The 20,269-nt window shown below is 60.4% G+C and carries 18 protein-coding genes; 14 read left to right on the top strand and 4 right to left on the bottom strand.

Annotated features, from left to right (window positions below; all coding sequences use genetic code 11):
- Positions 1-83: 83 nt before the first annotated feature.
- Positions 84-1,988, bottom strand: a complete 1,905-nt coding sequence (locus ACT3RT_RS09465) for an aliphatic sulfonate ABC transporter substrate-binding protein (RefSeq protein ID WP_496202863.1) — start codon at positions 1,986-1,988, stop codon at positions 84-86.
- Between the two features lie 274 nt (positions 1,989-2,262).
- Here ACT3RT_RS09465 and ssuD point away from each other — a divergent pair, with 274 nt between their 5' ends.
- The 13 genes from ssuD (at position 2,263) to ACT3RT_RS09400 (ending at position 17,794) form a co-directional block, all read left to right on the top strand.
- On the top strand, positions 2,263-3,435 hold the full coding sequence (gene ssuD, locus ACT3RT_RS09460) for an FMNH2-dependent alkanesulfonate monooxygenase (protein ID WP_353501182.1): 1,173 nt from the start codon (positions 2,263-2,265) through the stop codon (positions 3,433-3,435).
- A gap of 13 nt (positions 3,436-3,448) precedes the next feature.
- Positions 3,449-4,867, top strand: coding sequence for an FAD/NAD(P)-binding protein (locus ACT3RT_RS09455; RefSeq protein ID WP_496202862.1), 1,419 nt, complete (start codon positions 3,449-3,451; stop codon positions 4,865-4,867).
- A gap of 87 nt (positions 4,868-4,954) precedes the next feature.
- Entirely contained in the window at positions 4,955-6,364 is a 1,410-nt protein-coding gene (locus tag ACT3RT_RS09450) for an LLM class flavin-dependent oxidoreductase (RefSeq protein WP_100937868.1), read from the top strand.
- A complete protein-coding gene (locus tag ACT3RT_RS09445) occupies positions 6,361-7,377 on the top strand; it encodes a methionine ABC transporter ATP-binding protein (RefSeq protein WP_486031998.1) in 1,017 nt (338 codons plus the stop codon). The genes ACT3RT_RS09450 and ACT3RT_RS09445 overlap by 4 nt, the downstream gene beginning before the upstream one ends.
- Positions 7,374-8,081, top strand: coding sequence for a methionine ABC transporter permease (locus ACT3RT_RS09440; protein WP_034787998.1), 708 nt, complete (start codon positions 7,374-7,376; stop codon positions 8,079-8,081). Before ACT3RT_RS09445 ends, ACT3RT_RS09440 begins: the two co-directional genes overlap by 4 nt.
- Positions 8,078-8,953: a MetQ/NlpA family ABC transporter substrate-binding protein gene (locus tag ACT3RT_RS09435; RefSeq protein ID WP_485901794.1), complete on the top strand. Its 876-nt coding sequence runs from the start codon at positions 8,078-8,080 to the stop codon at positions 8,951-8,953. The genes ACT3RT_RS09440 and ACT3RT_RS09435 overlap by 4 nt, the downstream gene beginning before the upstream one ends.
- 185 nt (positions 8,954-9,138) lie before the next feature.
- Positions 9,139-10,602: an MFS transporter gene (locus tag ACT3RT_RS09430; RefSeq protein ID WP_485901947.1), complete on the top strand. Its 1,464-nt coding sequence runs from the start codon at positions 9,139-9,141 to the stop codon at positions 10,600-10,602.
- The gene (locus ACT3RT_RS09425) at positions 10,595-11,803 is read left to right on the top strand and encodes an acyl-CoA dehydrogenase family protein (protein ID WP_496202861.1); all 1,209 of its coding nucleotides are present in this window, start codon (positions 10,595-10,597) and stop codon (positions 11,801-11,803) included. The genes ACT3RT_RS09430 and ACT3RT_RS09425 overlap by 8 nt, the downstream gene beginning before the upstream one ends.
- Before the next feature lie 79 nt (positions 11,804-11,882).
- Positions 11,883-12,902 carry a sugar ABC transporter substrate-binding protein gene (locus tag ACT3RT_RS09420; RefSeq protein WP_353501187.1) on the top strand — a complete coding sequence of 340 codons (1,020 nt, stop codon included), beginning with the start codon at positions 11,883-11,885 and terminating at the stop codon, positions 12,900-12,902.
- The gene (locus tag ACT3RT_RS09415; RefSeq protein WP_496202860.1) at positions 12,892-14,433 is read left to right on the top strand and encodes a sugar ABC transporter ATP-binding protein; all 1,542 of its coding nucleotides are present in this window, start codon (positions 12,892-12,894) and stop codon (positions 14,431-14,433) included. The genes ACT3RT_RS09420 and ACT3RT_RS09415 overlap by 11 nt, the downstream gene beginning before the upstream one ends.
- Complete coding sequence (locus ACT3RT_RS09410) at positions 14,430-15,458, top strand: ABC transporter permease (RefSeq protein WP_486032008.1); 1,029 nt, start codon at positions 14,430-14,432, stop codon at positions 15,456-15,458. The genes ACT3RT_RS09415 and ACT3RT_RS09410 overlap by 4 nt, the downstream gene beginning before the upstream one ends.
- Positions 15,451-16,443, top strand: coding sequence for an ABC transporter permease (locus ACT3RT_RS09405; protein ID WP_496202859.1), 993 nt, complete (start codon positions 15,451-15,453; stop codon positions 16,441-16,443). Before ACT3RT_RS09410 ends, ACT3RT_RS09405 begins: the two co-directional genes overlap by 8 nt.
- Before the next feature lie 10 nt (positions 16,444-16,453).
- Positions 16,454-17,794, top strand: a complete 1,341-nt coding sequence (locus tag ACT3RT_RS09400; protein WP_496202858.1) for an LLM class flavin-dependent oxidoreductase — start codon at positions 16,454-16,456, stop codon at positions 17,792-17,794.
- On the opposite strand, the gene ACT3RT_RS09395 is transcribed toward ACT3RT_RS09400, so the two are convergent.
- Complete coding sequence (locus ACT3RT_RS09395; protein ID WP_496202857.1) at positions 17,791-18,207, bottom strand: hypothetical protein; 417 nt, start codon at positions 18,205-18,207, stop codon at positions 17,791-17,793. The genes ACT3RT_RS09400 and ACT3RT_RS09395 overlap by 4 nt on opposite strands.
- 182 nt (positions 18,208-18,389) lie before the next feature.
- On the opposite strand from ACT3RT_RS09395, the gene ACT3RT_RS09390 reads away from it, so the two are divergent.
- Positions 18,390-18,599 (top strand): hypothetical protein, encoded by a 210-nt coding sequence (locus tag ACT3RT_RS09390; RefSeq protein WP_353501193.1) that lies wholly within the window; start codon positions 18,390-18,392, stop codon positions 18,597-18,599.
- 57 nt (positions 18,600-18,656) lie between these two features.
- Here ACT3RT_RS09390 and ACT3RT_RS09385 read toward each other — a convergent pair whose 3' ends face one another.
- The gene (locus ACT3RT_RS09385; RefSeq protein ID WP_496202856.1) at positions 18,657-19,388 is read right to left on the bottom strand and encodes a Type III secretion system effector HopBA1; all 732 of its coding nucleotides are present in this window, start codon (positions 19,386-19,388) and stop codon (positions 18,657-18,659) included.
- A gap of 163 nt (positions 19,389-19,551) precedes the next feature.
- A complete protein-coding gene (locus ACT3RT_RS09380) occupies positions 19,552-19,998 on the bottom strand; it encodes a cupin domain-containing protein (RefSeq protein WP_496202855.1) in 447 nt (148 codons plus the stop codon).
- Positions 19,999-20,269 lie beyond the last annotated feature (271 nt).

The following is a 20,269-nucleotide window of genomic DNA, read 5'->3' as shown; positions in this document are numbered from 1 at the left end:
TGTCAGCGAACATAGCAAAGGCTGAAAAAAGTGCTTAATGAGAATAAAACCTAAGCTTTGCGAATTTTTTGCTTACCGCCGCGCTACTGGTTCCACACCGCGTCGCGCACTTTAATGGCGCGAGGCAGCAGCCCCAGCGCGTAGAAACGGTCGGCGATGGCCTGCTGGTCGCGAATGATCCCCAAGTCCATGCGCTGGGTCTGGTGGCTGCGCCGCGCCAGCGCGTGCAGCAGCGAGCTGGTTTCCAGCCCCAGCTCGTCGGAGAGCAGGGCGGCGGCCTCTTCGCGGTTGGCGTCGATATAGCGCCCGGTCTGCTCCAGCGCGCGCATCAGGGTGTGCAGCAGGTCCGCCGAGCGAGCCGCAAACTCGCGGTGTGCCAGATAAAACTGGTGATTGTTGACCCGCCCACTGCCGTTGGCGATCACCCGCAGCTTGCCGCCGTGCTCGGCGTCGCTCAGCAGCGGATCCCACATCATCCAGGCGTCCACGGCGTGATGGTCGCTCGGCGTCAGCGGATATTTCGGCGGCGCGTAGACCACCCGCACGTCGTCAAGCGTCAGCCCGGCCTCATCCAAAATCTGCACTAACAGATAATGCACATTGGAGCCTTTATTCACCGCGATGCGCTTACCGCGCAAATCTTCAATAGAAACAATCGGGCTGTCCTGCGCGACGAGCAGCGCCACGCTCTGCGGCGCAGCGGGTTCCCACGCCACGTAGGTCAGCATGCTGCCGTTGGCTTGGGCGAATACCGGCGGCACTTCGCCGGTGGTGCCGAAATCGATCTCGCGGTTATTCAGCGCGTGCAGCAGCTGCGGGCCAGCGGGGAACTCACTCCACAACACGCTGATATCGCGGTCGGCGAACTGCGCCTCCAGCGACTGGCGGGCTTTTAAAATGCCGAGATTGCCAAACTTCTGATAACCAATGCGCACTTCGCGCTCGTGCTGCGGGCGCTCGGTCACGCCGCGCGGGCCGAGGCCGGTGACGCTTCGCCGGGCCTTAATCAACCCGAGATGCCCGAGGTGGGTGCGCAGGGTATTGCGGCTGACGCCAAGCAGGGCGGCGGTTTGCAGCTGATTGCTGTTACTCAGCTCAAAGGCGTTGCGCACCAGCGCGTCAATCACGCGTTGGTACAGCGGGTTGTCGCTGTTCTGCTCCTGCTGGCGGGTAAGCTGCTGGCGCATAAACTCATCCAGCCCGTCTTGCCCCGTCGGCAAGTGGTCGATACCCACCGGGCCGAGCCTTAACTGGCGCGGGGTGATCAGCGGATCTCTACTCAGCAGGACCGCGTTGTGCAGGGTGTTTTCCAGCTCGCGGACATTGCCAGGCCACGGGTATTCCATCAGTTGGTCGAGGGTGTCGTCGGCCAGCCGCAGCTGTGGTCGCCCCAGACGGCGGGCGTAGAGGGTCAGAAAGTGCTCTGCCAGCAGCGGGATATCTTCCCGGCGCTGGCGCAGCGGCGGCAGGGTGACGGCCGCCACATTGAGGCGGTAATAGAGATCTTCGCGAAAGCGCCGCTCGCGAATGGCGTGGGTTAAGTCGACGTGGGTGGCGGCAATCACCCGCACATTCACTTTGACCGGGCTGCGCGAGCCGACCCGCGTTACCTCGCGCTCCTGCAACACGCGCAGCAGTTTGACCTGCAGCGGCAGGCTCAGCTCGCCAATTTCATCCAGCAGCAGCGTGCCGCCCTCGGCCGCCTCGAACCAGCCCTGATGGCGCTCCGTCGCGCCGGTAAACGCCCCTTTCTCATGCCCGAACAGTTCTGACTCCGCCAGACTTTCGGTCAATGCCCCGCAGTTAACCGCCAAAAAAGGCTCATTACGCCGCAGGCTGTGATGATGCAGATAGCGCGCCACCACCTCTTTCCCGGTGCCGGTTTCCCCGACGATCAGCACCGTGGCGTCAGTGGGCGCAAGGCGGTCAAGCACGCTTTGAAAAGCTATCGATGCGGGATCGACAAGGGTTGGGCCGTGGCTTTGCATCTGAATCACTCCTGCGGGGTAGGGGAAGAAAACCATACCGCTGTCCAAGGGCGTCGGCGAGGGGGTAAAACCGCCAGTTGTTGCAAATGCATCAGTTTGCGTTCAACGCCTGCTGCATTTGCAGCAAAACTTCAAACAGTGAAAATATTTAACTTACTGATAATAAATAGGAAATTAAATTGTCACGATTGGCACACTTCCTGCTCATGGGGTTATAACCAAACAGTAACTTTCTATCAAATAAATTTAGATATCGTTATATAGGAAAGAGATAATGAGCGACGCAACGCAGGACAACATCAACGTATTCTGGTTTTTGCCCACTCACGGTGATGGCCGCTACCTTGGCACCACCGAAGGCGGGCGCGCAGTCGACTTGCCGTATTTACAGCAGGTTGCCATTGCTGCCGACAATCTGGGCTACTACGGCGTGTTGATCCCAACCGGCAAAAGCTGCGAAGACTCATGGCTGGTGGCCTCGGCGCTGGCCCCTATCACCAAGCGTTTACGCTATCTGGTGGCGGTTCGCCCGGGCCTCCAGCCGCCAAGCCTCGCCGCGCGCATGGCCGCCACGCTGGATCGCCTCTCCGAAGGCCGCTTGCTGATTAACGTCGTCACCGGCGGCGACCCGGTAGAAAACAAAGGCGACGGCATTTTCCTCAGCCACGCCGAGCGTTATCAGGTCACTCGCGAATTTCTTGACGTCTATTCCCGCCTGCTGAAAGGCGAAAAAGTTGATTTCAACGGCGAGCATATTCGCGTCGAAGGGGCCGAAGTGCTGTTCCCGCCGGTGCAGGAAAATGGCCCGCCGCTTTACTTTGGTGGCTCTTCCGAAGAAGCCATCGACGTGGCGGCCAACCAGATTGATACCTACCTGACGTGGGGCGAGCCGGTGGAGCAGGTGGCGGAAAAACTGGCCGTGGTGCGCCAGCGCGCCGAAGCGCAGGGTCGCAAACTGACCTTCGGCATTCGCCTGCACGTGATTGTGCGTGAAACCGAAGAAGAGGCGTGGGCCGCGGCTGACCGCCTGATCTCCCATCTTGATGACGACACCATTGCCGCCGCACAGAAGATTTTCGCCCGCATGGATTCCACCGGGCAGGCTCGCATGAGCGCGCTGCACGGCGGTTCGCGTGAGGGCTTAGTGATTGGTCCGAACCTGTGGGCTGGCGTTGGCTTGGTACGCGGCGGCGCAGGCACCGCGCTGGTCGGCAACCCGCAACAGGTGGCCGAGCGCATCCGCGAATATCAGGCGCTGGGCATCGAAAACTTCATCCTTTCCGGCTATCCGCATCTGGAAGAAGCTCACCAGTTCGCCGATTTAGTCATGCCTTTGCTGCCGCTGGCCTCCAACGCGGAGAAGCGCCAGCGCACGGTAAACACTGGCCCGTTTGGCGAAACCATCGGCGGCGACCGTCGCCCGGTTAAGCATTCCAGCGCCAGTTAAGAGGAGCAAGATCATGGCTGAACGTCACATTGTGATTGTGGGCGGCGGGTTTACCGGCACCGCGTTAGCCATTCATCTGGCCCGTCGCGGCGCGGCCGGTTTGCAGGTGACGGTGATTGAGCCGCGCCCCGCGCTGGCTCGCGGCGTGGCTTATGGCACCCAAGACCCGGCGCATCGCATCAACGTTCCCGCCTCGCGAATGCAGCTTTCTGCCGCCGAAGAGGGCGAGTTTGACCGCTGGTATCGCGCCTCACAGGCCTTTCCGGCTGACCCAGACGCCCAATGGCAGGATGGAAAAGTCTATCCGCAGCGCGGCCAGTTCGGGGCTTATATCGCCGAGCAGTTCGACAAAGCCGCCGAGCATTCGGCTGTGAAGCTCACTCACGTGCGCGACCACGCGGTGGCCCTGCGCCACGGCGGCGTGGTGACGGCGTCGGGCGCGGTTTATCAGGCTGATGAGGTGGTGCTGGCTATCAGCCATCCGCCACCGGCAGTGCCCAAGCCGATTGCCCACGCGCTGGGCCAGCATCCGGCATTGATTGCCAACCCGTGGCGCGCCGACGCGTTGGCGGCGGTGCAGCCTCAGGACCGGGTGGCAATCATCGGCACCGGTTTGACTATGTCTGACGTGGTGGCCTCGCTTTACCGGCAGGGGCATCGCGGCAGGGTGCTGGCGTTCTCCCGACGTGGTCAGCTGCCGCGGCCCAATCTGAGTGGCGATTTCCCGCTATGGACGCTGGACTATCAGCGCCCGCAGGCCGACACCGCCCGCGGCTGGCTGCACCGCGTTCGTCAGGAAGTGGCGCAGGCGGCGGCCTCCAACCTGCCGTGGCAACTGGTGTTGGATGATATGCGCGGCAACGGCCAGCACATCTGGCAGCGGCTGTCGCTGAAAGAGCAAAAACGTTTTCTGCGCCACCTGCGCCCGTGGTGGGACGTTCATCGCTATCGCATCGCGCCGCAGGTCAGCGCGGTGCTGGCCCAGTCGCAGGCCGACGGGCGCTTACAGGTCTTGGCGGCAAGGCTGCAACAGGTCAGCGCCGAAGGGGAGCAGGTGCGGCTGACCCTGCAACCGCGCGGCGCGGCGGCGCAAAGCCTGCTGGTCGATAAAATCATCGTCACCACCGGCCCGGCCCACGGCGCGCTGCTGGAAAGCGACGCGCTGCTGCAACAGCTGGCGGCCGACGGCCTGATTCAGCCTGACCCGCTGGCGCTGGGCATTCTGGTCAACCGGCACTCGCAAACGGTGAATCTGCATGGCGAGGCCAATCCGCATCTGCACGTGGTCGGCCCGGCGGCGCGCGGTCGCTTTGGCGAACTGATGGGGCTGCCGCAGGTGGCCGAACACGCCGAGTCGCTGGCGCACCAACTGCTTGAACCGCAATCACTTTCTGCCGACGGGCGATGTCCGGCTTCGCTTAAAACCTGCTGATTTATCGAATTTTCGAACTATCCCTTTAAACATAAAAATGAGGACGCGGGCGGCTCGGCCGGACCACGTCTCCAATGGAGTAACGCTATGTCATCGCAACGTGAAATTCGCCTTAACGCATTTGATATGAACTGTGTCGGCCACCAGTCGCCGGGGCTTTGGGCCCATCCGCGCGACCGTTCATGGCAATACAAGGATCTGGAATATTGGACAGATCTGGCGCGTTTGCTGGAGCGCGGCAAGTTCGACGGCCTGTTTATCGCCGACGTGCTCGGGGTGTATGACGTCTACAACGGCAGCAACGACGCGGCCATTCGCCATGCGACACAGGTGCCGGTCAATGATCCGCTGGCCTTGGTGACGCCGATGGCGCTGGTGACTGAGCATCTCGGTTTTGGCCTGACCGCCTCGCTATCGTTTGAGCACCCGTATCCTTTTGCACGCCGCCTTTCGACGCTGGATCACCTGACCAAAGGCCGCGTGGGCTGGAATATCGTCACTTCTTATCTGGAGAGCGGCGCGCGCAACATTGGCTACAAGGCGCAAACCGATCACGACGCGCGTTATGACTACGCCGACGAATACCTGCAGGTGGTGTACAAACTGCTGGAAGGCAGCTGGGAAGAGGGCGCGATTCTGCGCGACCGCGAGCGCCGTATTTTCAGCGACCCGAGCAAAATCCACCCAATTAACCACGAGGGCACCTTCTTCCAGGTGCCGGGCATTCACCTGTGCGAACCTTCGCCGCAGCGCACGCCGGTGCTGTATCAGGCCGGGGCGTCGAGCCGGGGTAAAGACTTTGCCGCCGGACACGCCGAGTGCGTCTTTGTCGCCGCGCCGTCCAAAGTGCTGCTGAAAAAGCTGGTGGCAGATATCCGCCAGCGCGCCGCCGCGCTGGGCCGCGACCCTTACAGCATCAAGATCTTCAACCTGCAAACGGTGATCGTCGGCGAAACCGACAAAGCCGCGCAGGCCAAATGGAATGAATACAAAAGCTGGGTGAGCTATGAAGGTGCGCTGACGCTGATCTCCGGCTGGACCGGCATCGACTTCAGCCAGTACCAGCCGGATCAGGTGCTCAAGCACATCCACACCAACGCCATTCAATCGGCGGTGGAAACCTTCTCTACCGCCGACCCCGATCGCCAGTGGACGGTGCAGGCGCTGGCCGACTGGGTTGGCATTGGCGGCTTTGGCCCGCTGCTGGTCGGCAGCCCGGAAACCGTGGCCGACGAGCTGCAAAGCTGGGTGGAAGAGACCGACGTCGATGGCTTCAATCTGGCCTACGCCGTGACTCACGAAAGCTTTACTGACGTGGTTGAACTGCTGATCCCCGAGCTGCAAAAGCGCGGCGTCTACAAGAAGGATTACCAGCCAGGCACCCTGCGCGAAAAACTGTTCGGCGCAGGCCCGCGTCTGGCGGCTCCGCATCCGGGCGCCAGCTACCGTCGCACTTCTAACAGCGAAATCCCGGTCGGGGGCGAGGTGGCGTCATGATTGAAATCGACAATCTGCATAAACAGTACGGCGCGCCGGGCGGCAAGGTGGTTGAGGTGCTGAAAGGCATTTCGCTCACCGTGCCCGACGCCTCAATCACCGCCGTGGTTGGCCCGAGCGGCGCGGGGAAATCCACGCTGGCGAAGTGCATCAGCCTGCTGGAAAAGCCGACTTCTGGCAGCATTCGCGTCAATGGCGAAGACCTGTCGCGGCTGTCAGGGGAAACTCTGCGCCGCGAACGTCGCGCCATTGGCACGGTGTTTCAGTCCTCGGCGCTGCTGCAACGCAAAACCGCGTGGGAAAACATCGCGCTGCCGCTGGAGTGGCTGGGCGTGGTGCCGGGCGACATCAAGCGCCACGTCGGCCAACTGCTGGACAGCGTCGGCCTGAGCGAAAAGGCGCACTACTACCCGTCGCAGCTCTCCGGCGGCCAGCGTCAGCGCGTGGGTATTGCCCGCGCCTTGGCGTTGAAACCCTCGGTGCTGCTGGCGGATGAGGCCACTTCGGGGCTGGATCCTGACGCCACTACCTCGATTCTGACCCTGCTCAAGCAACTGCGCGAGCAGTTTGGTTTGTCGATCATTTTAATCACTCACGAGATGGACGTGGTGCGCCGCGCCGCCGACGCCGTGGCAGAAATTCGCGACGGCCAGCTGCTTCAACAAGGTTCACTGCGTGAACTGCTGGCGACGCCGGGTTCACGTATCGGCCAGCAGCTGTTTCCGTTGCAGCCGCTGGCGGCCAATGGCGACCTGCAATTGCAGCTGACCTACGGCGACCGGGCGATTGCCACCGACTGGATCAGTCAGGTCAGCCAGCAGCACCAGATTCAGGTGGACGTGCTGGCGGCGCACGTCGAGCAAGTGGGGGAGAGACTGGCGGGAAGAATGCGGGTTGGCGTGCGCTTCAACCAGCGCCCGGTCGGCTTGCAGGTGCTGATTCAGCAGCTTTACCAGTTGGGAATTAATGCCGAACTGATTGAAAGCCAAAGCGAATTCAAGGAGGCAGTATGAAGCCCGCGGTGGATGTAATGAGTCAGGACACGCCGTGGAGCCAGCTGCATACGCTGATGCTCCCGGCCTATTTGGAAACCTGGCTGATGGTCGGCATCGTGATGCTGTTTGTGGTCACCCTCGGCGGGCTACTGGGCATTGTGCTGTTTAACACTTCGCGTCGCGGGCTGTTTCCGCGTCCGGGGATCAACCGCACCCTGAGCTGGATAGTCAATATGGGGCGATCGCTGCCGTTTCTGGTGCTGATGGCGGCGATCATTCCGTTTACCTTCTGGCTGACCGGCACCACCATCGGCATCCCGGCGGCGGTGATCCCCATGGTCGTGGCCGGGACGCCGTTTTTCGCCCGTCTGCTGGAAAACGCCCTGCGCGAACTGCCGTCTGAAGTCACGGCGGTCGGGCTGGTGTCCGGCGGCTCAACCTGGCAAATCATCGTTCATGCCCAGCTAAGCGAAGCCTTGCCCGCCATCGTCGCGGCCATCGTGCTCAATGTGATTTCAATGATCGAGTATTCGGCCATCGCCGGCACCATCGGCGCGGGCGGTATTGGCTATCTGGCGGTGGTGTACGGCTATCAGCGTTTCGACAACCACATCATGATCGCCACCATCGTGGTGCTGATCGCCACCATTCAACTGGTTCAATTTATTGGTGATCGTTTGGTCACCGCGTTGCAACACTCCAAGGGATCTTACGCATCATGACACAGCACGATTTTGAAATTAAAAAGAAGAAAAGCTGGCCGTGGCCAGTGGCCGCTATCGCAGTGGTGGTGATTGCCGGATTGGGTTGGCACTTCGCGTCGCAGAAGAGCGGCGCCGTGACCTTTGGCACCACGCTGAAAGTGCATTTCGAACCGGCGATGGCCGGGGAAGAGCACATTATTCAGTACGTCGGTGAGCACATCGCGCCGGATTACGGCATCAAGCTGGAGGCCGTCGGCTTGCAGGATCCGGTGCAGTCGGACCGCGCGGTGGCAGAAGGGCAGTACGCCGCGACGGTGTATCAGCACCAGTGGTGGCTCAAGCAGGTGGTGGATGCTAACAAGTTCCAGCTGACCTCGGCTCTGCCGATTTTCCAGTGGGCCTTTGGGATCTACTCCGATCGCTACCGCTCGGTGTCTGACCTGCCAAACGGCGCGCTGATCGTGGTGCCGGACGACGGTGCCAATCAGGGGCAGGCGCTGTGGTTGCTGCAGCGCATTGGCCTGATTGGGCTGGATCCGGCGGTCGAGCCGCGCACCGCCAAGCTGAAAGACATCAAGCAGAACCCGCACAACTTCAAGTTCAAAGAGCTGGACCTGCTGACCATGCCGCGCGTGCTGAACTCGGTGGACGCCGCCATTGGCTATGTCTCGGAATTCGACGCCGGTAAGGTGCCGCGCGACAAAGGCATTCTGTTCCCGCCTGCGCCGAAAACCTTCGCCTCACAGCTGGTTATCGGCACGCCTTATTTGAATGACGAAAATATCGTGAAGCTGAAAAAAGCCTTTGCCGATCCAAGGTTGCAGCAGTGGCTGAAAGAGACCACTGACCCACTGGTGAAGGATGTTTTAGTGCCCGTTTCAGCCAACTAAATTCTGGATTTTACCTTTGCTCTCACCGGATTAGCCCTAGGTTAATCCGGCTTTTGTGTTTGTTGAAATTAACATTTAACTTATTGAATTTGTTAATTTTAATAGCCATTTTTGTTGTTTGTTTTCCGCCTTTATTCCCTCTATAAATCCTCGTATCACCTGCCAATAAAAAACAAGAGGGTATGATGAGCACGATAAATCTTGACGGCGACGTAACGTCTCCGCTGTCGCATTCAACACCCGTTCGTTCCGTCAGCGACGTGGCGAATTTGATCAATAGCAGTACCAGTAAAAACAGCTACGCGCGCTGGATTGTCTTTTTGGCGCTCGGCGGCGTGTTCCTTGATGCTTATGACCTGACCACCTTGTCCTATGGCATTGACGACGTGGTGAAAGACTTCGGCCTGACGCCCACGCTCACCGGCCTGGTGACCTCTTCCATCATGATTGGCACCATCGTTGGCAACCTGCTGGGCGGCTGGCTGACCGACAAATATGGCCGCTACTCGGTGTTTATGGCCGACATGCTGTTCTTCGTGGTGTCGGCGATTGCCGCCGGATTGGCGCCCAACGTCTGGGTGCTGATTGGCGCGCGCTTCCTGATGGGCGTTGGAGTTGGGATAGACCTGCCGGTGGCGATGGCCTATCTGGCGGAGTTTTCCAAATTCACTGGCAAGGGCAATAAAGCCGCGCGCTTAGCCGCCTGGTGCCCGATGTGGTACGCCGCCTCGTCGGCCTGCTTCTTCATTATCTTCGCGCTCTACTTCCTGCTGCCAAAAGAGCATATCGACTGGCTGTGGCGCGCCTCGCTGCTATTTGGCGCGGTTCCGGCGCTGCTGATCATCGCCGTGCGCAGCAAGTTTATGAATGAGTCTCCGCTGTGGGCCGCCAACCAAGGGGACCTGACCGGCGCGGTGCGCATTCTGCGTGACTCTTACGGCATTTTGGCTCACGAGGCCAAACCGGAGCAGCCGGAAGTCGAGAGGAAAGCGCCGCCAAAAGTCAGTTTCCGCGTGTTGTTCCAGAAGCCATACCGCGAACGCACTATCGTCACCGGCGTGATGAACGTCTGCATCTCTTTTGAATACACCGCCATTGCCTTCTTCCTGCCGTCGATTCTGGCGCAGTTCCTCGGCGCGGGCGTGTTCGAAACCATTTCGGCCTCCCTCGGTCTGAACGCGCTGTTTGCCTTTACTGGCGGCCTGCTGGGTATGCGTCTGGCGTGGAAATACCCGTCGCGCCACGTGGCCATCGCCGGTTTTGCTTTGCAGTTTGTCGCCCTGGTGGCGCTGGCCTTGATTGGTCACCCGCAGGCGGCGCTCGGCGTGGTCTTCGCCATCGCCATGCTCGGCCTGTGGCTGTTTGCCGAAGGCTTTGGGCCGGGCGCGCAGTTAATGATCTACCCGGCACTCTCTTACCCAACCCACATTCGCGCCACCGGCGTCGGCTTTGGCCGCTCGCTGTCTGGCATTGGCAGCGCGGCGGCGCTGTTTATCCTGCCGATCCTGCAAGCCCGTTTCGGCACCAACATGTTCTGGATAGTTTCCCTGAGCGCCATCATTCCTATCGTCTTCCTGTTGGTTATTCGCTTTGAGCCAACCCGCCAGGATATTGATTCACAACCAGAAATTGGAGAATACCATGTCTGAATCCACCACCCCTGAATACCTCGCACTGGCGGAGCGTTTCCGCCCGATTTTCGCCCGCATCGCCGAAGGGGTTGTTGAGCGCGAAAACAGCCGCACGCTGCCGCTGGAGCCGCTGCGCTGGCTGAAAGAGGCCGGTTTCGGCACCGTGCGCATTCCGGTGGCGGACGGCGGTTTAGGTGCCACCTTGCCCCAGCTGTTCCTGCTGCTCACCGAGTTGGCCGAGGCGGATTCCAACCTGCCGCAGGCCCTGCGGGCGCACTTCGCGTTTATCGAAGACCGGCTGAACCAGCCCGACAGCGAGGAGCGTCGCGGCTGGTTCCGTCGCTTTGCCGACGGCGAGCTGGTGGGCAGCGGCTGGACGGAAATCGGCAACCTGAAACTGGGCGAAGTGCTGACCAAAGTCACCCCCGAGGAGAACGGCTGGACGCTCAACGGCGAGAAGTTCTACAGCACCGGCACGCTGTACGCCGACTGGATTGACGTCTACGCCCAGCGCTCGGACAACGCCCGCGACGTGATTGTGCTGGTCAACACCCATCAGGACGGCGTGGAGCGTGACGACGACTGGGACGGTTTCGGCCAACGCCTGACCGGCAGCGGCAGTACCCGCTTCAAGCAGGCCAGGGTGGAAGCGCCGCACGTCTACGACTTCAGCGAGCGCTTCACCTACCAGACGGCCTACTACCAGCAAATCTTGCTGGTGACGCTGGCGGGTATTGCCCGAGCCATTACCCGCGACGCGGCGCAGGCCGTCGCCAGCCGTAAACGTGTTTATAGCCACGGCAACGCCAAGCAGGTGCGCCACGACGCGCAGGTGTTGCAGGTGGTGGGGCAACTTTCCAGCTGGGCGTGGGCGGTCGATGCGGCGGTGCAGCAGGCCAGCTATTCGCTGCAAAAAGCCTTTGAGCTGCATACCAGCGGCGACCAAGCCTTGATCAAGCAGGCCAATATCATTGCCGAGGTGGAGTCCGCCAAGGCGCAGGTGATCGCCACCGAACTGGTGCCGCGCGCGGCGACCGAGCTGTTTAACGCGCTGGGGGCTTCCGACACGCGTATCAGCAAGTCGCTGGACCGCCACTGGCGCAACGCGCGCACCATTTCGTCGCACAACCCGGTGATCTACAAAACGCGCAACGTCGGCGATTGGGAAGTTAACCGCGCCGAACCGACGTTTATCTGGCAGATCGGCAACGGCGAGTGATCAGCACTTTTTCTAGCAATGTCGGCGGGCCAATACCTGCCGACTTTTAAAACAACAACACCAATCAGGGTTAACTAAGATGATGGCAAAACAAAAAACCAATAAAAAATCGTGGCTGCAACACGGCTTAAAAACCTCTGCGGCGCTGGTCGCCAGCGCCATGCTGCTGCTGACGCTCCCGGCCCATGCCGATGATCAAGACGTGCCGTCGCTGAAAGGCAAGCGCATCGGCATCACCGTGGCGGGCACCGACCACTACTGGGACTTAAAGGCTTATCAGGGGCAAGTGGATGAAGTCAAACGCCTCGGCGGTATTCCGATTGCGCTGGACGGCGGCCGCAAAGAAGCCCAGCAAATCTCACAAATTCAGACGCTGATCGCCCAAAAGCCGGACGCCATTATCGAAACGCTGGGCACGGCTTCGGTGCTTGAGCCGTGGCTGAAGAAGATCCGCGCCGCCGGGATCCCGCTGTTTACCGTGGACACCGCCAGTCCGTCGAGCATCAACGTCACCACCTCGGACAACTTCTACATCGGCGAGCAGCTGGCGCTGAAACTGGTGAATGACCTGCGCGGCGAAGGCAACATTTTGGTGTTCAACGGCTTCTACGGCGTGCCGGTGGTGGCGATGCGCTATGACCAGCTGAAAGCCGTGCTGAAATGGTATCCGAAAATCAAAATCATCGAGCCTGAGCTGCGCGACGTGATCCCGAACACCGTGCAGGATGCCTATGCGCAAATCAGCCAGCTGCTGAACAAATACCCGAAAGGCTCGGTGCAGGCGATTTGGGCCGCGTGGGACGTGCCGCAGATTGGCGCGACGCAGGCGGTGGATGCCGCAGGGCGCTCTGAAATCAAAACTTACGCCGTGGACGGCAGCCCGGACGTGGTTTCGCTGGTGAAAGATCCGAAATCCAGCGCCGCCGCCGTGGTGGCGCAGCAGCCTTACCTGATCGGTAAAACGGCGGTGCAGAACGCCGCGCGCTATCTGGCGGGTGACACCTCATTGCCGCCAGCCACCTACGTGCCTGCGCTGGTGGTGACCAAAGAAAACGCCGCCGAGGCGCAGAAAACCTTGGGCCAGACCGATGCAAAATGAGTCGCCACTGCTGGCGCTTAATCACATCAGCAAGGCGTTTGACGGCGTACCGGCACTGCGTGACGTCTCCCTCGAGCTGCGCTCGGGGGAGATCCACGGCCTGATTGGTCACAACGGTGCGGGCAAGTCGACGCTGATTAAAATTTTGGGTGGCCTACACCGCGCCGACCACGGGCAGATCTCGCTCGCCGGGCAGGCGGTGGGGATAGATTCCCCCCGCGTGGCGCAGGCGCACGGCATTGAAATCGTCCATCAGGAGCGGCTGCTCGCGCCAACCTTAACCGTCGCCGAAGCCCTACTGCTGGGGGAAGAGACGGCGTTGCGCGGCTTGCCGCTGGTCAACCGTCGTCGCCTGCGGCGCATCGCCCGCGACGCCATCGAGCAGCACTTCGGCCTGCACATTAACCCCGACAGCCTGATTAGCGACCTCAGCGTGGCGGAGCAGCAGGTGGTGCAGATCACCCGTGCGCTGCGCCACTCGCCGCGCATTCTGGTATTCGACGAGCCAACCGCCGCGCTGGCCCGCCATGAGGTGGCGTCGCTGTTCCGCGCTATCAAAGCCCTGCGCCAGCGCGGGTTGGCCATTCTCTACGTCTCGCACTATCTCGACGAAATCAGCGAGCTGTGCCAGCGCGTGACCGTGCTGCGCGACGGGCAGGACGTGGCGCGTCACGATGTCAGCCAAGTGACCACCCAGCGGCTGATCACCGACATGCTGGGCGACGAGCAAAAATCGCTGGTCGAGCGGCAGACGCATCGCCGCGACGAGGTGCTGCTCAAGGTGAGTAATCTGGCGGCGGCGGGGCGTTTTTCGGCGGTGAGCTTTACGGCGCATCGCGGGGAGATCCTCGGCGTCACCGGCCTGCTAGGCTCCGGCGGCAAGGCGCTGGTGCGCTCGCTGTTCGGGCTGGAGAGCGGCATCAGCGGCAGGATCGAGCTGGCGGGAGACGCTTTTTTACCCCGTTCGCCACGCGACGCGGTTAAACGCGGCATTGCCTTTGTGCCGGAAGACCGCCGCGCCAACGGCATCGCGCCGGAACTCAGCGTGCGGGAGAACATCGCCCTGACCAGCCTGAGTTCGCTGGTTAAAGGGCTGTTTGTCGACCGCGCCCGCGAGCAAAAACTGGTGGCGGCCAATATTGCCGATTTAGGCATTCGCACGCCGGGGCCAGAGGCGCCGCTGCGTTCGCTGTCGGGGGGCAATCAGCAAAAGGTGGTGCTGGCCAAGTGGCTCAACACTGACGCGCAGGTCTACTTACTGGATGAGCCGACGGTCGGGGTGGATATTGGCGCGAAAGCCGAAATTTATCAGGCGCTGCAACGGCTGGCGGCCAAAGGGGCGCTGGTGGTGATTTTCTCCACCGACCTGCTGGAGCTGCAATCGCTGTGCGACCGGGTGCTAGTGATGGCGCGCGGCAGGCTGGTGAAATCCTTGCAAGGAGCCGACACCGACCACCATGAAATCCTCGCCTGGGCCTCTGGCGCGGTGCTGGAAGAAGCAGTTTTGGCCTCTGAAGGAGAGGTGATATGAGTGAATTAACGTCGCGCGAGACAGTGGCCGATGCCGCGCCGCCCGCGCCGAAATCCGAGCGCAGCGCCCACTGGCTACAGGGCGGCGCGCTGCTGATTATCATCGCCGTGCTGGCGGTGTTTGTGTTTCTGTCGCCGATCTTCCTCACAGCGGGCAATCTGGGCAACGTGCTGCAACAGACGGTGGTCACCGGCACCCTGGCTTTCGGGTTGACGCTGGTACTGAGCGGCGGCGGTAGCCACTCGCTGACCGGCGGCATTGACCTGTCGGTGGCGGCCAACATGGGGCTGAGCGGCGCGGTGTTCGCCACCCAACTGAGCCACGGCGCGCCCATCGGTTCCGCCATTCTGCTGGCCCTGCTCAGCGGCGGTGCGCTGGGGCTGCTTAACGCGCTGGCGGTGGTCTGGCTGCGCATCTTGCCGCTGCTGGCCACGCTGACCACCATGAACATCGCCATCGGGCTGGAAATGGTGCTCACCGAGAACGCCACGGTACCGGTCAGCGGCCCGCTGTTTGACACTTTGATTGGCGCGGGGCCGCTGGCGCTGCCGTGGCTGGCGTGGATTTTTGCCGGAGTGGCGCTGGTATTTATCGTGCTGGCGCACTTCACCTCATTTGGCCTGCGGCTACAGGCGGTGGGCAGCCACCCGATCGCCGCGCGGGCGCAGGGGCTGTCGGTGTCGCGCTACGTGGCGGCGAGTTACGTGCTTTGCGGGCTGGCGGCGGGGATTGCTTCTCTGGCTTCCGTGACGTTACTCAGCGGCAGTTCCCCGGGAGCCAATGACAGTTTATTGATGGTGATCGCCTCGGCGCTGCTCGGCGTGGTGTTCTCACGGCGCTTGGTGCCAACCGTCGGCGGGACGCTGGTTAGCGCGCTGTTTCTTAGCCTGATTGCCAATGGTTTTCAGTTAATCAACATTTCAAGCTACTGGATAAACGGGGTCGAGGGTTTGCTGATCCTGCTGGTAGTGTCGCTGACCGCCGTGCTGCGCCAGCGTCAGCAGAGGAGAAAAGTCCGTGTCTGAGCTATCTGCACCTGTCAACCATTCCGCCACTGGCAGAGGGGGCGGCAACCTGCTGCGCACTTTATTGATTCTGACGTTTACCACGCTGCTGGTGTTTTTCAGCCTGTTCGCGCCGGGCTTTTTCACTTTGAGCAATATCGAAAGCGTGCTGCTCAATAACGTCGCGCCGCTGGCGATTGCCGCGCTGGCGATGACGCTGGTCACCTCGATGGGCGCGGTGGATTTGTCGATTGGCACCTCCATCGACTTCGCCTGTCTGGTGCTGGTGACGCTGGTGCTGCATCAGGTGGCGCTGCCAATTGCGCTGTTCGCGGCGCTGCTGGCGGCCCTCGGCGTTGGGCTGTTTAACGCCTTTTTGGTGGCGATTCTGGGCGTCGAGCCTTTTCTCGCCACCCTCGGCACGCTGTTTATCGGCCAGAGCGTGCAACAATTATCTTCCAACGGCGGCCAGCCTATCTATCTGTTAAGTCAGGTGTTACCGGATGGCTTCTCGGCCATCAGCCACGGCGCGCTGCTCGGCGTTCCTCTGCCGCTGTGGTACGTGCTGGTGCTGGCGCTGGTGCTGCATTTATTACTGCATCGCACCCGACATGGACGGGCGTTGACCTTTATCGGCACGCAGGCCAGCGTCGCGCGCTACTCGGGGATTGGCGTCGGACGCCTGACCGCCGTGGCTTTTGTGCTCGGCGCGGTGATTGCCGGGGTGGTCGGGCTGATGCTGGCTTCTAACGTTAAAGCTTGGGTGCCGCTGTCGGGGAATGCCTATCTGCTGAATGCCATCGGCGCGGCGTTTATCGGCACCACTTTCTCCAGCTCGCGCCGCGCCAACGTGCCGGGCACGCTGCTCGGGGTGATCCTGCTGAGCTTTGTCGCCAACGGGCTGCTGCTGATCGGCTGGAATTTCTACTGGCAGCAGGTGGCTTCCGGCGTGCTGATTTTCGTGGTGCTGGCGGCGGGCGCGCTCAGTGCTCGCCAGAAACATTGAGGAACAAGCCATGAGCAATCAAAGCGGCCAGCGGCCCTTTATTTTGTTTGGTTTTATGATGAATGTGGTGGGACATATTTCCGCCGGGCTGTGGCGGCACCCTGAGGATCAGGCGCATCGTTATACCGATATTCATTACTGGGTGGAAATCGCCAAACTGCTGGACGACGCGGGCTTTGACGCGTTGTTTATCGCCGACGCCCTCGGGCAGCTCGACGTCTACCAGCAGCAGCCGAACGCTGCTCTGCGCCATGCCGCGCAGATGCCAGTTAATGACCCGATGCTGCTGGTGTCAGCCATGGGGGCGGCTACTCGCCACTTGGGTTTCGGCATCACGGTCTCCACCACCTATGAGCAGCCTTACCTGCTGGCGCGCAAATTCACCACCCTCGACCATCTGACCAATGGCCGGGTGGCGTGGAATGTGGTGACGTCTATGCTGGATTCCGCCGCGCGCAATTTGGGGCTGACCCAGCAGCTTCCTCATGACGAAAGATATGACCGCGCTCAGGAGTTTCTCGACGTGGCGCGCAAGCTGTGGGAGTCGTCGTGGGAGGAGGGCGCGGTGCTGCGCGATAAAGCCGCCGGAGTCTATACCGACCCCGCCAAGGTGCACCCGATTCAACATCACGGGCGCTATTATCAGGTGCCGGACGCCCATCTGAGCGAGCCCAGCCCGCAGCGCACGCCGGTGCTGTTTCAGGCCGGGACCTCTTCGCGCGGCAGCCAATTTGCCGCCGCCAATGCCGAAGTGGTATTTATGGCCGGGCTGACGCCCGAGGCCATTCGCAAAGATATCGCCACCATTCGCACGCTGGCGACAGAGATGGGCCGCGACCCTAACTCGCTGCGGTTTATCGCCGCCGTAACCGTGGTGACGGGCGCGACGGATGAGCAGGCCGAGGCGCGGTATGAGGATTTCCAGCAGTACATCAGCGAAGAGGCGGCGCTGGCGCTGTTTTCCGCCTGGACCGGCGTCGACTGGTCAAAGTACGACCTCGACCGCCCGCTGGAATATATTGAAACCGACGCCTGCCGCTCGGCGCTTGCTAGCTTGACGCGCATTGATGCCGGTCGCCAATGGACCCTACGCCAAGCCGCGCGCTACATCGGTATTGGCGGATTACATCCCACTTTGGTCGGCGGCCCAAGCTCCATTGCCGACCAGCTAGAGAGCTTCGCAAGCCAGTCCGGCGTCGACGGTTTCAACCTCGGTTACGCCATCAGCCCCGGCAGTTTCGAAGATTTCGTGCAGTTCGTCATGCCAGAATTAACCACCCGAGGTCGGGTGAAACCCCGTCCTGCAACGCCGGAGACATTGCGGGGGAGGTTGTTTGGGGGATTGGTTTAATCATTCCGCGTATCCTGCCCGCCAAAGATATTTTCCTGGCTGCTCGAGGAGCGGCCGTCGCTGTAGCGGATATCTTGGCCGCCGAAGATATTGGCTTGGCTGGTGGAGCTGCTGCCGTCGCTGTTTTGGGTGTCTTGTCCGCCAAAAATATTCGACTGGCTGCTGGACGTGGTGCCATCGCTAAAGCGCGTATCTTGGCCGCCGAAGATGTTGGCTTGGCTGCTGGAGCTGCGCCCGTCGCTGTAACGGGTGTCTAATCCGCCAAAGATATTTTTCTGGCTGGTGGAGGTGGTGCCGTTGTCATAGGTGCAGTCGTAGCCGTCGAAAATGTTCTTCTGGCAGCTGTCGGCGAAGGCGGCGTTGGCCACGCCCATGGTAAATAATGTAGTTAGAAATATTGCTTTGAAACGCATAGCTTCCCTCTGCTCAATGAGCCTCAACACACTGATTCAGATGCTATCTCTTTCTTTAAAATCTACGATGTAATGGAATCATCAAAGTATGTAAATCTCGGTATTGAAACACCAAGATGTTTAGAACTATGGAATTTCCGTCGAAAATAATCTGAGAGATTCGTCTTATTCCGAGTGCGCTGGTGAAGGATCTGGCGGAAGGCTTACAGCTGTATGACGTGCGCAGCCTGTCCGCTGACCCGAGCCTGAAGTATACCGATGGTTATCATCAGCCGACCTCTTTCGATGCCATGAGCAGCAGCCAGCTGGCGGGGAAAATGTCGGTAGTGCGCGAGTACAACCAAAAAGTCAGCAGCAATCCGGGGCTGTATGGCCGTTTTAAAGATGTCTAAACGCCGTTGAACGCAGCAAATGTGCCGCCACGCCCGTGGCGGCATTGTGCAAACTGCTTAGGCACGTGGCTGGCGCCGATAGTGGATCAGCACGTGGCTATTGTCATCTCTGTCATTGAGCGAGCAGCCCGTGCCTCCCTGAGTGTTGGCAAAGGCGACCACAGGGCCGGGGCGCATGTCTTTAGGGCCATTTTCGAAGCTATTGACGAAGTGCCCGGTGCCCGCCCAAACCAAGGTTTTTGACGCGCCAATCGCACGCTCCTCCCTCTCCGCCGCGGCGTTCCACGCAATATTCAAGGCTAATCGCCTGTTCATGTAGCTGATGGCTTCCATTGGGTTTTTCGGCGCGCCGCCCGCCATATGGCGGTCAATCCCCGCGATGGCAATCCCGGCGTTATGCACTTCAGCGAGTGCGCTGGCGATGCTGTCGACCCAAGCCTCGCCGTGCATCGGTGCCCAAGCATTGTAGATGAAGTTTTTGATGGCGTTTTTGCCGCCAGCCAGTGCTTCGCGGAACGCCGCGTTGTCGCTATATTTAACGAATTCTATGGCCAGTAAATCGACCCCGGCCTGTTTCAGCTCTTTAGCCGATCTACCCACTAACTCGGGAATAAAACACTGGCCGTGGACATCACCCAAGTAGGTGACTTTGTTGTCTTTACACAGCGTCGCCAGCATTTTGACCGGGTCATTCACCGGCGGCCTGATTTTGATAAAGGGATGAATGCCACCGCGAACGATCTGCGGCGTGTACTGAATTCGGTTCGATTGACCGATGGAGGAAAACATAGTTCTTGCACCTGTAGGGGAGTGTCTTTGTTAGTGGCGGGTGAGGAATTTAGTTCCTTTTTTTGGCGGGTCGAATGTGTAACCTGGGTCGAGGTTTTGTGATGTCTGATGAATAGAGAGTGCCGCCGCGACAGGTCTAACGGCACTCTCAGGTGTGAAAGGATTAGAACGGCGTTGGGCCAAGCACGGTGACGGCGAGGCTTTCACCTATCGCGCCAAGGCGCTCGAAATCCTGCGCGGCGATCAGCCGCAGGGCAATTTCGACGCCCCCCGGCGTGCAGGTCATCAACAGTCGTATCGGCTGGTCAGTTCGGTTGGCCCACGCGTGGGGAATACCTCGTTTTAACAGCAGGCTGTCGCCGGTTTTGGCATCAATCACTTCATCGCCATAGGCAATGCGCGCGGTACCTTCCAGCACCAGCGCGTATTCATCTTCATTGGCATGCACGTGCAGCGGGGTACCGTCGCCGGGCTGCGAAATAATTTCGACTACTGAGTAAAGCCCGCCGGTTTCCTCAGCAGAAACGCGGATCAAACAAGATTCGCCGGGACGGGTTTGCAGCCATTCCGGCTGAGCTTCGAGGGAGGCAGAGTGTGAGGATGTGTTCAAAGTCGTGGCCCTATATGAATAAGTAGAGTGGGTCGTGAAATTGTGTATAAAACAACCCACTCTATGCTGTTACTGGCTCCGGGCTTATGGCGGCAATGTAATTATCTGCAACAAAGCGTGTGGGAGTTATTTGCGCGGGGAATATTCAAATAATAATGTTTTATCAGCAGCTTACTTTGAACACTTTTGTCACAAATCGGCAGTAAGCTGGGGAGTGGCGCTGAAGCAGTCGATTGATATACTGCGGCGCAGGCATTCGTGATGCCGACCC

This window comes from Ewingella sp. AOP9-I1-14, assembly GCF_052375995.1.
GTDB classification, from domain to species: Bacteria; Pseudomonadota; Gammaproteobacteria; order Enterobacterales; family Enterobacteriaceae; genus Ewingella; species Ewingella allii.
Note: the sequence above shows the minus strand (reverse complement) of the source record. Positions and strands in the feature narration are given on the sequence as shown.

Bases quoted from the DNA above. Each gene is read 5' to 3' on its own strand.
- ACT3RT_RS09465 (WP_496202863.1), bottom strand. From the start codon at position 1,988: ATGCAAAGCCACGGCCCAACCCTTGTCGATCCCGCATCGATAGCTTTT.
- ssuD (WP_353501182.1), top strand. From the start codon at position 2,263: ATGAGCGACGCAACGCAGGACAACATCAACGTATTCTGGTTTTTGCCC.
- ACT3RT_RS09455 (WP_496202862.1), top strand. From the start codon at position 3,449: ATGGCTGAACGTCACATTGTGATTGTGGGCGGCGGGTTTACCGGCACC.
- ACT3RT_RS09450 (WP_100937868.1), top strand. From the start codon at position 4,955: ATGTCATCGCAACGTGAAATTCGCCTTAACGCATTTGATATGAACTGT.
- ACT3RT_RS09445 (WP_486031998.1), top strand. From the start codon at position 6,361: ATGATTGAAATCGACAATCTGCATAAACAGTACGGCGCGCCGGGCGGC.
- ACT3RT_RS09440 (WP_034787998.1), top strand. From the start codon at position 7,374: ATGAAGCCCGCGGTGGATGTAATGAGTCAGGACACGCCGTGGAGCCAG.
- ACT3RT_RS09435 (WP_485901794.1), top strand. From the start codon at position 8,078: ATGACACAGCACGATTTTGAAATTAAAAAGAAGAAAAGCTGGCCGTGG.
- ACT3RT_RS09430 (WP_485901947.1), top strand. From the start codon at position 9,139: ATGAGCACGATAAATCTTGACGGCGACGTAACGTCTCCGCTGTCGCAT.
- ACT3RT_RS09425 (WP_496202861.1), top strand. From the start codon at position 10,595: ATGTCTGAATCCACCACCCCTGAATACCTCGCACTGGCGGAGCGTTTC.
- ACT3RT_RS09420 (WP_353501187.1), top strand. From the start codon at position 11,883: ATGATGGCAAAACAAAAAACCAATAAAAAATCGTGGCTGCAACACGGC.
- ACT3RT_RS09415 (WP_496202860.1), top strand. From the start codon at position 12,892: ATGCAAAATGAGTCGCCACTGCTGGCGCTTAATCACATCAGCAAGGCG.
- ACT3RT_RS09410 (WP_486032008.1), top strand. From the start codon at position 14,430: ATGAGTGAATTAACGTCGCGCGAGACAGTGGCCGATGCCGCGCCGCCC.
- ACT3RT_RS09400 (WP_496202858.1), top strand. From the start codon at position 16,454: ATGAGCAATCAAAGCGGCCAGCGGCCCTTTATTTTGTTTGGTTTTATG.
- ACT3RT_RS09395 (WP_496202857.1), bottom strand. From the start codon at position 18,207: ATGCGTTTCAAAGCAATATTTCTAACTACATTATTTACCATGGGCGTG.
- ACT3RT_RS09385 (WP_496202856.1), bottom strand. From the start codon at position 19,388: ATGTTTTCCTCCATCGGTCAATCGAACCGAATTCAGTACACGCCGCAG.